We start from the raw sequence: 12,658 nt of genomic DNA, 5'->3' as shown, positions 1-12,658 counted from the left end.
GGAGGATCAGCCCGCGTCCGGCTCCGGGCGGAAGTCCGCCGGGGGCAGCACCCCGTCCCGCGCCGCCCGCGCGTACCAGTGGGCGCTCGACCTGGGTGTGCGCACCTGCGTGTCGTAGTCCACGTGGACCGCGCCGAACCGCTTGCCGTAGCCGTAGGACCACTCGAAGTTGTCCAGCAGCGACCAGAGGTAGTAGCCGCGCACGTCGGCGCCGTCGCGGATCGCGTCCAGCACCGCCGAGAGGTGGCCGTGCAGGTAGCGGATGCGGTCCGGGTCGTGGAAGCGGCCCTCGGCGTCGGGCGCGTCCGGGTAGGCCGCGCCGTTCTCGGTGACCAGCAGCGGCACGCCCGGCGCCTCGGCGGAGTACTTCACCAGCAGGTCGTACAGGCCGGTCGGGTCCACGCCCCAGCCCATGTCGGTGCGCTCGCCCTCGGCCTGGTGGAAGGTCACGTCGTCGGCGGCCGGCCACGGCGAGTGGGAGCTGGCCCCGTGCCCGTCGTCGCGCGGCCCGTCCACCCGGCCGCCGGAGACGATCGCCGGCGCGTAGTAGTTGATGCCCAGCAGGTCCAGCGGCTGGGCCGCCGTCCGGGCGTCGCCGTCCCGCACGAACGACCAGTCGGTGAGCCGCGCGGTGTCCGCGAACAGGTCCTCCGGGTACGCGCCGTGCAGCATCGGCCCGGTGAAGACCCGGTTGGCCAGCGCGTCGACGCGGCGCCGTGCCTCCTCGTCCTCCGGCGCGGCCGTACGGGCCCGCACCGCGCTCGGGTTGAGGCTCACCGCGATCTTCGGGGTGCGCCCGGCCGGCACCGAGGCCCGCAGTGCCTGCGCGCCCAGGCCGTGCGCCAGGTTGAGGTGGTGGGCGGCGCGCAGCGCGTCGACCGGGTCGGTGCGGCCGGGGGCGTGCACCCCGGAGCCGTAGCCGAGGAAGGCGCTGCACCACGGCTCGTTGAGCGTGGTGAACAACTCCACCCGGTCCCCGAGCGCCTCGCCGACCAGGGCCGCGTACTCGGCGAACCGCTGGGCGGTGTCCCGCTCGGGCCAGCCCCCGGCGTCCTCCAGCTCCTGCGGCAGGTCCCAGTGGTACAGGGTCACCATCGGCTTGACCCCGCGCGCCAGCAGGTCGTCGACGAGCCGCCGGTAGAAGTCCAGGCCGCGCCGCTCGGCGGGGCCGCGCCCGGTCGGCTGCACCCGGGACCAGGAGACGGAGAAGCGGTAGGTGGTGAGGCCGAGCCCGGCCAGCAGCGCCACGTCCTCGGCGCTGCGGTGGTAGTGGTCGACGGCGATGTCACCGGTGTCGCCGTTCTCCGTCCTGCCCGGGGTGTGGCTGAAGGTGTCCCAGATCGACGGCGTGCGGCCGTCCTCGGCCACCGCCCCCTCGATCTGGTACGAGGCGGTCGCCGCGCCCCAGAGGAAGTCGGTGGGGAACCTGCCCTGCCGGGCCAGGGCGGCCGCCTCCCCTGCGGCGGGTGCGGCGGAGGTGGCTGCGGTGGGGACTGAGGTCAAGACGTACTCCCGTTCTCGCTTGGGTTGGGGGAAGGGCGGGGCGGGCGGCGGGTGGTCGGCCCGCCGCCCGGGGTCAGGGCTGCTCAGCCCTTCACCGCGCCCTGCATGATGCCGCCGACGATCTGCTTGCCGAACACCACGAAGGCGATCAGCAGCGGCAGCGTGCCGAGCAGCGCGCCGGCCATGATCACCGACTGGTCGGGGATGTAGCCCCGTCCCAGACCGGTGAGGGCCACCTGCACGGTGGGGCTGCCGTTCTGGGTCAGCGCGATGATCGGCCAGAAGAAGTCGTTCCAGGACTGCACGAAGGTCAGCATCCCGAGCACCGCCATCGCGGGCCGGGCCACCGGGAACACCACGTGCCACAGGACGCGCAGACTGTTGGCGCCGTCCACCCGGGCCGCCTCGATGATCTCGGTGGGCAGCGCCTGGAGCAGGTACTGCCGCATGAAGAAGACACCGAAGGCGGTGACCAGGGTCGGCAGGATCACCGCCTGGAGCTGGTCGGACCAGGAGAGCTTCGCCACCATCATGTACAGCGGCACCACGCTGAGCTGCGGCGGCACCATCATCGTGCCGATCACCAGCAGCAGCATGGCGTTCTTGAACCGGAACCGCAGCTTGGCGAAGGCGAACCCGGCCAGGGTCGAGAAGAGCACCGTGCCGATCGAGACGGTACCGGCCACCACCAGGGTGTTCAGCAGGGCCGAGCCCATGTTGGCGTCGGTCCAGGCGATCTCCAGGTTCTTGAAGAGGTTCCCGCCGAACCAGAAGGGCGGCGGCGTCTCGGCCAGTCGCGTGTTGTTCCGCGAGGCCGCGATCGCCGTCCACACCAGCGGGAACAGCGAGATGAAGGTGACCACGCCGAGGATGGCGTACGTGATGCGGCCGCCGTGCAGCTGGCGCCCGGCCCCGCTGCGGCGCCGGCGGCGGCCCGGCTTGGCGGGCGGAGTGGCCGCGGAGCGGGGAGCGGACTCCTCGCGGGCGGGCGATGGTGCGATGCTCATGCTTTCCCCTCGCCTCGGCGCAGCCACCGGGTGACCGCGAGAGAGACCAGCCCGATCACGATCAGCAGCAGGAACATGGCCCAGGCGATGGCGGACGCCCGGCCCAGGTGGAGGTTGGTCCAGCCCTGCTCGTACAGGTACAGGCCGAGGGTCTGGAACTGGTGCTCGGAGCCGCCGGTCGCCCCGCCGCCGCCGTTGAACAGCATCGGCTCGCCGAAGAGCTGGATGGCGCCGATGGTCGAGACGACCACGGTGAACAGGATGGTCGGCCGCAGCGAGGGCAGCGTCACGTGCAGGAACTGCTGCCAGCGCGAGGCACCGTCCAGCGCCGCCGACTCGTACAGGTCGGCGGGGATGGACTGCATCGCGGCCAGGTAGATCAGCGCGTTGTACCCCGTCCACCGCCACACGACGATGGAGGAGACGGCCAGCTGCGAGGTGAACGAGCCGTTCTGCCAGTCGATGTGCTCGAAACCGGCGAGCGAAAGGAACCAGTTGATCATCCCGTAGTCGCGTCCGAAGAGCATGACGAAGACCAGGGTCGCCGCTGCCACCGAGGTCGCGTACGGGGTGAGTGCCGCCACCCGGAAGAACATCGAGCCGCGCAGCCGGTAGTTGAGCAGGTGGGCGATGCCCAGCGCCATCAGCAGCTGCGGCACCGTGGAGAGGATGCCGATGGTGAAGGTGTTCTGGAGCGCGTTCCAGAAGAACTCGTCGTCGAGCAGGCGCGTGTAGTTGCGCAGCCCGATCCACTCCATGTCGTTGGGGGCCGTCAGCTCCACCCGGTGGAGCGAGGCCCACCCGGTGTAGAGCAGCGGGAAGAGGCCGAAGGCCGCGAAGAAGAGGAAGAACGGCGCGATGAACGCGTACGGACTCCACTTCACGTCCCGCCGGTACCAGCGCGAGCGCCGTTCGCGCCGCCGCCGGTCGGCTGCCTGACTGCCGGGGTCCAGGGGCGGCCCCGCGGCCGCCGCCACCCCGTTCGCGGGGGCCGCCACGCCCTCCTCCACCGAGGAGGGCGTGGCCGCCGAGAATTCACTCGCCATCGCGGGTCACTGGTCCAGGGCGTTGTCGATCGCCTTGACCGCGGCCTTCCAGCCCTCCTCGGAGGACTTGCCCTTCTGGTCGACCTGGAGCATGCCCACGTCGGCCAGGTTCTGCGCGATCACCAGGTCCTTCGGGCCGAGGATCTGCACCGGGGCGTCCTCGGCGGCCTGGGCGAAGATCTTGCCGATCGGCGCGTCGCCGAAGTACTCGTGCTTGGCGCCGGCGATCTCCGGCAGGTCGTAGGCGGCCTGCGCGCTCGGGAAGGAACCGCGCTCGACGAAGAACTTCGCCTGCTGCTCGGGGGCGGTCAGCCAGGCGGCGAGCTTGGCCGCCTCCTCCTTGTTCTTGCCCGCGGAGGGCACGGTCAGGAAGGCGCCACCCCAGTTGCTGGGCTTCGGCGCCTGGGCGACGTCCCACTTGCCGGCGGCCTTCTCGCCGCCCTTGTCCTGGATGAAGCCGAGCATCCACGCCGGGCAGGAGACCGTGGCGAAGGTCCCGTTGGAGAAGCCCTGCTCCCAGCTGGGGGTGTACTGCTGGAGCTTGGCGGTCAGCCCCTCGGAGGCGAACTCGGCAGCCAGGTCCCAGGCTTCCTTCACCGCCGGGTTCGACTTGTAGACGACCTCGCCCTTGTCGTCGTAGAAGCGGTTGGCACTGCTGCCGGTCGCCGCCGCCATCACTCCGGGAGCACCGTCCACGAAGTTGGTGCCCTCGGGGGCGTTCTTCTGGAACTTCTTTCCTGCGGCCAGGTACTTGTCCCAGTCGCCCGCCCACAACTTGCCGACCTCCTCGCGGTCGGTCGGCAGACCGGCCTTCTCGAAGAGGTCCTTGCGGTAGCAGATGCCCTGCGGCCCGATGTCCGTGCCGAGCGCCACGGTCTTTCCGGCCTGGGTGGTGCCCTGGTCCCACTTCCACTTCAGGAAGGCGGACTCGTCGACGCCGGGGGCCTTGGAGAGGTCCTCCAGCTTGTCGCCCTGGGTCTGGACGACTTCGGTGATGTTGTTGACCTCGACGGCCTGGATGTCGGCGAGGCCGCTGCCGGTGCCCAGGTGGGTCAGGAGCTGCGGGTAGTAGTTCTCGTTCCGCTCGATGGACGTCTGCTTGATGACGACGTCCTTGTTCTCCTTCATGTACTGGTCGTAGAGCCCGGCCTCCTTGAGGCCGAACGCACCGAAGACCCCGACCGTCAGTACGGTCTTCCCCTTCTCCGACCCGGCCGCGCCTCCCGCGGCCTTGGGATCGTCGTCCGACGCGCAGCCCGCGAGCAGGCTGGCCCCCAGGGCGGCGACGGCCGCCATGACCGCCGCCTTGCGGGCCGTACGGGTACTCGTACGCATGGTCTCCTCCTGACGCCGGTCCGGTCCCGGCCCGTCAACCGCCGTACAGGCGGCTGAAGTCGGCTCCTCCGGGTCGAACCAGGGAATGTACGGGTGTTGGAGTGGCAGCTAGGGTGGGAGCGCTCCCACTCTTGATGTCGTGAAGAGTCGCGGCTACGGGCAGGAGTGTCAAGACACCGGACGCCGCCATGTCCGGTCGGTTATCGGGCTGTTACGGTCTCCTCCGATCCTGGGGCACGACACGGGCACGTGCCCACTACGGGGAGGCAACGGATGAGGGCAGGTCGGAGCAACGGGCGCAGCGGGGGCCGCCCCACCCTCGAAGAGGTCGCCGCCCGCGCCGGGGTCGGCCGCGGCACGGTCTCCCGCGTCATCAACGGCTCCCCCCGCGTCAGCGAGACGACCCGCGCCGCCGTCGAGGCCGCCGTCGCCGAACTCGGTTACGTCCCGAACACCGCGGCCCGCGCGCTGGCCGCCAACCGCACCGACGCCATCGCCCTGGTCGTCCCCGAACCCGAGACCCGCTTCTTCACCGAGCCCTACTTCTCCGACATCCTCAGCGGCATCGGAGCCGCCCTCGGCCCGACCGACCTCCAGCTCCTCCTCACCTTCGCCGACGGCGCCCGCGAACGCCGCCGCCTCGCCCAGTACCTCGCCGCGCACCGCGTGGACGGCGTCCTGCTGGTCTCCGTCCACGCCGACGACCCGCTGCCCGACCTCCTCTCCCAGCTGGAGATCCCCGCCGTCATCAGCGGCCGCCGCAGCGAGGACGAGCCGCTGGCCTCCGTCGACAGCGACAACTACTCCGGCGCCCGCGCCGCCGTCACCCACCTGCTGGAGCGGGGCCGCACCACCATCGCCACCATCAGCGGCCGCCTCGACGTCTACGGTGCCCAACGCCGCCTCGACGGCTACCACTCCGCCCTCGACGACGCCGGCCGCCCCTCCGAGGAGAGCCTCGTGGCCGCCGGGGACTTCACCGAGGAGGGGGGCCGCCGGGCCATGCGCCTGCTCCTCGACCGCCACCCCGGTCTCGACGCCGTCTTCGCCTGCTCCGACGTGATGGCGGCCGGCGCCCTCCAGGTCCTGCGCGAGGCGGGCCGCCGCATCCCCGACGACGTCGCCCTGGTCGGCTTCGACGACTCCGCCGTCGCCCGCCTGATGGACCCTCCGCTCACCTCCGTCCGCCAGCCCACCGCCGCCATGGGCCGCGCCATGACCGAGGCCCTCCTCGCCGAGATCGCCGAGGGCAGGCCGGGCACGCCCCGCCCGCGCGCGCCGCGGCAGATCGTCCTGGACACGGAACTGGTGGTGCGCGCCTCGTCCTGAGGGAATGGGGGTCCGCGGGCGGGTGCGGCCCTGCTCACCGGCGGCCCGGGGCGCCCGGAACCACACCCCCGAGCCTCCCGCTCCGGGCGCACCCCCCGCCGTACCATCCCCGGGTGGAACTCCCCGACTACCTGATCAGGCTTCAGCGCTCCGCCGACGACGAGGGGCGGCGACTCGAGCGCCTCGACGAGGACGAGCGGGACGCGCAGCGGCGCGTCCACTTCAACGCCGCCGCCGAGGTCGAGGTGGCCGTACGCGACTTCGCCGCCTCCGCCGGGCTCGACCGGCACACCGTGGAGAAGGAACTGCGCCAGCGGGCCCGGCATCCCCGCGCGGAGTGAGCGGCGGCCACTGTCGTACCCCGGACGTACGGTCGTCGCCATGGACACCCGTACGGACACCTCGCCCCGCCCCGCCGCCGTGGTCAACGCCGAGATCCGCGCCCTCCTCATGCCCCGTGGCGGCCTGACCGGCACCGAGCGCGCGGCGTACGAGGAACTGCTCGTGGAGTGGGCCCGGGCCGTCCGCACCGAGGTGGTCGTCGCCGCCTGACCCTTCCGCAACCGGCCCGCCCTCCCCTCTCGTCATGATCGACAACGGTCAGCGAGAGAGAGGTCCCCCCATGAGCAGGCGCAACCGCCGATTCCGTGCCGCCCCGGTCGTCCCCGTCCTCCTGGCGGCGTCCGCGCTGCTGGTCACCGGATGCGACAGCCACTCCGACGCGCCGGACGCCAAGGAGTCGCCGGCCCCCGCCGACGGCCCCCACCCCGGCCTCGAAGCCTTCCACGCCGAGGACTGCCCCGAGCTGACCACGGGCGAGAAGGAGAACGGCAACCTCATCACCCTCACCCACGACCAGCCGGAGAAGGGCGTCGCCGTCCGCCCCGGTGGCGCCCCCGCCACCGTCCTCGTCAAACTCTGCAACACCACGGACAGGCCCCTCCCCGGCATCGCCCTCTCCACCCAGCTGGAGTGGAGCGACGCCGGGGAGCGGAGCCCCGGGCTGAAGGCGGAGCGCCGGGAGGCCCCCGACGGCACCTGGCGGGCGGCCGAGCTGGTCGTGGCCAACGACCACCAGCCGCTCACGGGCGCCGACGCGCCCCGCGACCTGGCCCCCGGTGCGACCCGGGTCGTCGAGTACCGGTTCCGCGCGGCCGAGGACGCCCCGGCCGGCGCGCGGCCCCTCACGATCCACGCCGTCCGGGCCGACGCGGACCCCGGCGACAACGAGGAAATGCGCGGCGGCGGCACCAGCAGCCTCCCGCTCCGCGTCCTGCCCCGAGACTGACCCCGGGCGCCGCCGGAGCCGTACGCTCGCCGCCCGTGGCCCTCGGCCGCCGCTGCCGCCGCGTGCACGAGCCGCGCTGCCCTCCGCGCCTGCCTGACCCTCTTGGCCCCCTACGGCTTCCAGGCCGCCTGCCACCACCTGCCCCCGGCGCCCGCCTCCCCGCCGACCTGGTCCGCGGGCAGGGCGCGCCCTGGCCCGGGCCGTGGGGGAACCGCGTCAGGCGCGGCGGCTCCGGCTCCCCGACGCCCTCGCCCAACCCAACCCGACCCGGCGCCGCGCCGAGAAGGCCCTCCGGAGCACGGGCCCGGGGGCGCCGCCCCGCCGAGGTGGTGCGCGCTCTGCTGCCCGCCGCCCGGCTGACGTGCCCCCTGTGGGCGGGACCGGGCCGGGCGTCGCGCCCTGGCGCACCGGCCATCACCGGCACCCGCTCCGTGCCCGCTGGGGCCCGCGCCGACCGCCGGCGGCAGGAGTGGTGCCGTACGGCGGCCCCGGCCGGCCTGAGGAGGGCTGAGCGATGTCAGCCCGCGTGCTCCAGCACGTCGTCGGCGACCTTCTTCTCCAGCGCGGCCCGGACCAGCGCGGCGGCGAGGACGGCGGGGCCCGCCTCCCCGGCGAGCCGCGTGAGGCGCTTCGGGTCCCGGGGCAGGCCCAGGCGTTCCGCGCCCTGGAGGGCCTTGCCGTCGAAGCGGGGCGCGTACTCGGGCCAGACGGACTGGGCCTCGCGCAGGAAGATGTCGGCACCCGTCGGGCCCACGCCCGGCGTCTCCCGCAGGCCCGAGACGAGCGCCCGCTCGTCGCCGTCCGCCTCCTCGCGCACCTGCCGCAGATCGCCGTGGTGCTCCTCCAGCAGCCGTTCCGCCCCCTCGCCGAGCTGGGTCGCGGTCCGTTCGTCGTAGCGCCGGTAGCCGCCCTCGCCGAGCGCGTCCACCCGCTCCTGCCAGGTCGCGTCGGCCATGGTGCGCGGGTTGCGCATCCCGTCGCGGAAGAGGGCGCGGGCGGCGGCCACCGCGACCGGGGCCCGGATGCGGGCGCTGAGCAGGGAACTGAGGACCAGCAGTTGGTAGAGCGGCTGCGGGGTGTCCTTGAGGGTGATCCCCGCCTCCCGCGCGTAGGTGGTGCCGTGCCGGTCGAGGAGCGTGGCGGCGACGGCGGACTGGGATGCGCTCACGTCCGGTCTCCCTCCGACGGAGGCGTACGTAGGTGCTTCCCACTGTGGCGCGGATCGGGCGCGGACGCGCGGGGAGGGGGAACCGGCGCGTCCGGACGACGAAGAGACCCCCTACCCGTGTCTCCACAGATAGGGGGTCTCTCCCACAGGGTGAGTGACGGGACTTGAACCCGCGGCCACCTGGACCACAACCAGGTGCTCTACCAACTGAGCTACACCCACCGCGTCCGCTCGTTTCCGACCGGCCGAGAAAAAGTGTACAGGGTCCGAGGGGGTGCTCGTGCACACCTTTTCCCGGGGGCCGCGCGGGGCCTTATTCCGTGGTCAGGACGTGCTGGGCGGCGATGGCCTTGGCGGTGTCGGAATCGGGTCCGGGCTGCGGCACGAAGATCGCCTCGCGGTAGTAGCGCAGCTCGGCGATGGACTCGCGGATGTCGGCGAGTGCCCGGTGGTTGCCGTTCTTGTCCGGACTGTTGAAGTAGGCCCGCGGGTACCACCGGCGGGCCAGCTCCTTCACCGAGGAGACGTCCACGATGCGGTAGTGGAGGTACCCCTCCAGCGCCGCCATGTCCCGTGCGAGGAAGTTGCGGTCGGTGCCGACCGTGTTCCCGCACAACGGAGCCTTTCCGGGCTCCTTGACGTGTTCACGGACGTACGCGAGGACCTGGGCCTCCGCGTCGGCCAGCGTGGTGCCGCCCGCCAGCTCGGCGAGGAGCCCCGAGGTGGTGTGCATCTTGCGCACCACCTCGGGCATGGTCTCCAGCGCCTCGTCCGGCGGACGGATCACGATGTCCACACCGTCGCCGAGCACGTTCAGTTCCGAGTCGGTGACCAGTGCGGCCACCTCGATGAGTGCGTCGTCCGCCAGCGAGAGCCCGGTCATCTCGCAGTCGATCCACACCATGCGGTCGTTCATACGGGTCAGCCTACGGGGCGCTCCCGCTGCCCCGGGAGTGCCGTGCGCCCTTGGAGGTAGGCGTCCGGCCCGCCTCTGCCCGGCTCACCGTGGTGGGCACCCACTCCCTGCGGGGTCCGGCGCAGCTGCGGCGGGAGCGGCCCGTCGAAGACCTGCACCGGCTGCGTGGGCTGCGCCGGCTCGGGCCGCTGCTCCTGCTGCGGACGGCGGGCGCGGTAGGCGGCCCGGTACGCGGCGGGGGAGGAACCGAGCTGGCGGCGGAAGTGCCCGCGCAGGGCGACCGGCGACCGGAAGCCGCAGCGGCCGGCGACCTCGTCCACCGAGTAGTCGGAGGTCTCCAGCAGACGCTGGGCCTGCAGGACGCGCTGGGTGATCAGCCACTGGAGCGGGGCGCTGCCGGTGAGCGAGCGGAAACGCCGGTCGAAGGTCCGGCGGCTCATGTACGCGCGCGCGGCCAGCGTCTCCACGTCGAACTGCTCGTGGAGGTGCTCCAGCGCCCAGGCGACGACCTCGGCCAGCGGGTCGGCGCCGATCTCCTCCGGTAAAGACCTGTCGAGGTAGCGCTCCTGCCCGCCCGCCCGTCGCGGCGGCACGACCAGGCGGCGCGCCAGGGCGCCCGCGGCCTCGCTGCCGTGGTCGGTGCGGACGATGTGCAGGCAGAGGTCGATGCCGGCGGCGGTGCCCGCGGAGGTGAGCACGTCCCCGTCGTCGACGAACAGCTCCCGCGGGTCGACGTGGACCGAGGGGTAGCGCTTGGCCAGCGTCGGCGCGTACATCCAGTGCGTGGTCGCGGGCCTGCCGTCGAGCAGCCCGGCGGCGGCCAGGACGAACGCGCCGGTGCACAGCCCGACGATGCGCGCGCCTTCCTCGTGCGCCCGGCGCAGGGCGTCCAGCGCGGCGGCGGGCGGCGGTGAGGTGATGGACCGCCAGGCGGGCACCACCACCGTCCCCGCCCGGGCGAGGGCCTCCAGGCCCTGGGGCGCCGTCAGTTCGAGCCCGCCGGTGGTCCGCAGCGGTCCGTCCTCGCCGGCGCACACCATCAGCCGGTAGCGCGGCACGCCGGCGTCCTGGCGGTCGATGCCGAAGACGGAGAGCGGGATGGAACTCTCGAAGATGGGGCCGCCGCTGAAGAGGAGAACCGCGACGATCTCCTTGCGGCGCCGTCCGGAGAGTTTGCGGCCCGCGAGGTCCGCCGTGACGGTGGAGTCGTGGCTCATGTCGCTAAGCCCCCCTCGGTGGCCGTGTCACTCCAGTCCTGTCGGATCTGTCGCTCCTGCACGTTTCCCCTCGGTCCTGCGCGTGTCCCCCGCCATAAGACAGTCATGATCGAATCTACTGTGTCCCGTGGTGCCACTGTGACCAGTTGAGCAGACGTCGGAATGTCGACAAGGCAACGTGGCGTGAAGCATTCGATCACGAAGCGTCGCACTCCAGGGCGCGACTGGGAAGTGCGTCTGCGGCGGGTGGCCGGTCCCCGTAGGGTGCGGACGCGGCACGCGGTCCTGTCGTCGCAGGTCGTTGCAGGGGTGGAGGGGGTCCACCCACCCCGGTGCAACGGTTCGTCAACTTGGCTGAAAACATACGGGCGCGTGCGTGCGAACCGGTCAGCTCTCCGGTGTAGGGGAAACGCGCCCCCTGACCGCCCCCGTGCGCCCCTCTCCCGTCACCTGGGAACGTCCCCCCGTCACGTACCGGGCGCCCCCCGCTTCCCGCTCCGGTCGACGCAACAGCGGCCGACCGATCCCGGTCACCGTGGCCGGGCCCGGCGCCACCCCCGTCACCCCGTCCGCCGACGCCCCGCGGGCGGCCCGGACCACCGGCGCCGACGCGGCCGAAGGCGGCCCACGGCGAGGCCGCGCCCACCGGGGCCTCCCCGGCACCCCGTGCCGCCGAGGAGGCGCCGGGCGCGCGGGCCGCCCGCGAGCCGCGCCCCGGTGTCCGCGCGGGCGAGGGGCGGGGAGGGCCGGCGGGGGCCGGGCCGAAGGCGCGGGGGACGGGCACGAGGGGCTCCCGGGGTGGGCGGTACACCCGTTCAACGCCCGGCCCGCTTCCGGGTCACCCCCGGCCTCCCGGGGGCCGCGGAGGGCGGGTCGGCCCGGAGGTCCCATGTGTCCCGGGTGGCGGGGTCGTTGGGCCGTTGCGATCGGGGCGCCGCTCGGGCATGCTCCGTCCAGCGCGTCGCCCGGCGGTGGCGTCCGGGCGGCCGTATCGGGCCGGTTCGGGCCCTTGTGGGACCTTCCGCCGGGGCGGTGCGCGCCGGTCCGTGAGAACGGCGCATGGGGGAGCCCTCTTCTGGGTACGGGCCGTGCGAGGTCCGAACGCGGGAGAAGTGGCGCCGTACCCTTGGGACGAGTGGTTGGGAAGATGCTTCCCGGACACAGCGGGCCGGTCCGACCGGCCGGTCGTCGTCCCTCCGGGCGCCGTCGGCACCGTCGTTCGGCCTGCGGCCCCGGGGTTCCCCCGGAGCCGTGCACACTCCGTCAGCCGTCCCTTCGTCCCTTCCCCACGAGGACCTTCCCGCCGAGACACCGATGGCCGGTCACGAATCCTTTGAACCAGCGGACCGCAAGCGGCAGGTGGCCGATCCCTCGGCCCAGCCCCTGGCGGCGGAAGAAACACGTCAGCCCTGCGATCCGGCCTTCCGGCACGGCGTCGTCGTCGGCTTCGACGGCTCGACCTCCAGCGAGCGCGCCCTCGCCTACGCGATCGGCATGGCCCGCCGCTCGGGTTCGGGCCTGATCATCGTCCACGTGGCCAACCGGCTGCCCACCACGGTGTGGGCCGGCTGCGAGCCACCCGTCTTCGTCGACGTGCCCGACCACCGCACCGAGGTGCTGGGGCTGGAGCTGGCCTGCGCCGAGTACCTCGGGGACGTTCCGTGGGTCCTGGTGGAGCGCGGCGGCGACATCTGCCACGAACTGGAGGAGGTCGGCACCGAGTACGAGGCCGACGCCATCGTGGTCGGCTCCAGCCAGGGCGTGGTCGGGCGGCTCTTCGGCTCGGTCGCGGGCCGGCTGGCCCGCCGGGCGCGGCGCCCGGTCGTCGTCATCCCCTGAGCCCGGCCGG

At 73.1% G+C, this 12,658-nt stretch carries 12 protein-coding genes and 1 tRNA gene; 5 read left to right on the top strand and 8 right to left on the bottom strand.

The genetic code is table 11. The features are described from left to right. Window positions 1-6: 6 nt before the first annotated feature. The 4 genes from ACSLIC_RS07870 to ACSLIC_RS07855 all read right to left on the bottom strand — a co-directional run bounded on the left by ACSLIC_RS07870 (window position 7) and on the right by ACSLIC_RS07855 (window position 4,891). Window positions 7-1,503, bottom strand: coding sequence for a GH1 family beta-glucosidase (locus tag ACSLIC_RS07870; protein WP_436736965.1), 1,497 nt, complete (start codon window positions 1,501-1,503; stop codon window positions 7-9). An 83-nt stretch (window positions 1,504-1,586) separates the two neighbouring features. Next, complete coding sequence (locus ACSLIC_RS07865) at window positions 1,587-2,510, bottom strand: carbohydrate ABC transporter permease (protein ID WP_436736964.1); 924 nt, start codon at window positions 2,508-2,510, stop codon at window positions 1,587-1,589. Then, window positions 2,507-3,556 carry a carbohydrate ABC transporter permease gene (locus ACSLIC_RS07860; RefSeq protein WP_436736963.1) on the bottom strand — a complete coding sequence of 350 codons (1,050 nt, stop codon included), beginning with the start codon at window positions 3,554-3,556 and terminating at the stop codon, window positions 2,507-2,509. The genes ACSLIC_RS07865 and ACSLIC_RS07860 overlap by 4 nt, the downstream gene beginning before the upstream one ends. A 6-nt stretch (window positions 3,557-3,562) precedes the next feature. Beyond that, window positions 3,563-4,891 (bottom strand): ABC transporter substrate-binding protein, encoded by a 1,329-nt coding sequence (locus tag ACSLIC_RS07855; protein WP_436736962.1) that lies wholly within the window; start codon window positions 4,889-4,891, stop codon window positions 3,563-3,565. Window positions 4,892-5,164: 273 nt separating this feature from the next. On the opposite strand from ACSLIC_RS07855, the gene ACSLIC_RS07850 reads away from it, so the two are divergent. The 4 genes from ACSLIC_RS07850 to ACSLIC_RS07835 all read left to right on the top strand — a co-directional run bounded on the left by ACSLIC_RS07850 (window position 5,165) and on the right by ACSLIC_RS07835 (window position 7,508). After that, entirely contained in the window at window positions 5,165-6,220 is a 1,056-nt protein-coding gene (locus tag ACSLIC_RS07850) for a LacI family DNA-binding transcriptional regulator (RefSeq protein WP_436736961.1), read from the top strand. Between the two features lie 113 nt (window positions 6,221-6,333). Then, window positions 6,334-6,561: a hypothetical protein gene (locus ACSLIC_RS07845; RefSeq protein WP_436736960.1), complete on the top strand. Its 228-nt coding sequence runs from the start codon at window positions 6,334-6,336 to the stop codon at window positions 6,559-6,561. A gap of 40 nt (window positions 6,562-6,601) precedes the next feature. Further along, window positions 6,602-6,772, top strand: coding sequence for a hypothetical protein (locus ACSLIC_RS07840; protein WP_436736959.1), 171 nt, complete (start codon window positions 6,602-6,604; stop codon window positions 6,770-6,772). 70 nt (window positions 6,773-6,842) lie between these two features. Further along, on the top strand, window positions 6,843-7,508 hold the full coding sequence (locus tag ACSLIC_RS07835; protein WP_436736958.1) for a hypothetical protein: 666 nt from the start codon (window positions 6,843-6,845) through the stop codon (window positions 7,506-7,508). A 517-nt stretch (window positions 7,509-8,025) separates the two neighbouring features. Here the strand turns inward: ACSLIC_RS07835 and ACSLIC_RS07830 are convergent. From ACSLIC_RS07830 to ACSLIC_RS07815, 4 genes are all read right to left on the bottom strand, one after another. Further along, window positions 8,026-8,676 (bottom strand): endonuclease, encoded by a 651-nt coding sequence (locus tag ACSLIC_RS07830; protein ID WP_436736957.1) that lies wholly within the window; start codon window positions 8,674-8,676, stop codon window positions 8,026-8,028. 149 nt (window positions 8,677-8,825) lie between these two features. Continuing rightward, a tRNA-His gene (locus ACSLIC_RS07825) sits at window positions 8,826-8,898 on the bottom strand. Window positions 8,899-8,989: 91 nt separating this feature from the next. Beyond that, a complete protein-coding gene (gene orn / locus ACSLIC_RS07820) occupies window positions 8,990-9,592 on the bottom strand; it encodes an oligoribonuclease (RefSeq protein ID WP_436736956.1) in 603 nt (200 codons plus the stop codon). Window positions 9,593-9,597: 5 nt separating this feature from the next. After that, window positions 9,598-10,809, bottom strand: coding sequence for a helix-turn-helix domain-containing protein (locus ACSLIC_RS07815; RefSeq protein WP_436736955.1), 1,212 nt, complete (start codon window positions 10,807-10,809; stop codon window positions 9,598-9,600). A 1,314-nt stretch (window positions 10,810-12,123) separates the two neighbouring features. Here ACSLIC_RS07815 and ACSLIC_RS07810 point away from each other — a divergent pair. Beyond that, a complete protein-coding gene (locus tag ACSLIC_RS07810; RefSeq protein WP_436736954.1) occupies window positions 12,124-12,648 on the top strand; it encodes a universal stress protein in 525 nt (174 codons plus the stop codon). Window positions 12,649-12,658 lie beyond the last annotated feature (10 nt).

It is taken from the genome of Streptomyces sp. BBFR102 (assembly GCF_051397025.1).
Lineage (GTDB): Bacteria > Actinomycetota > Actinomycetes > Streptomycetales > Streptomycetaceae > Streptomyces.
Note: the sequence above shows the minus strand (reverse complement) of the source record. Positions and strands in the feature narration are given on the sequence as shown.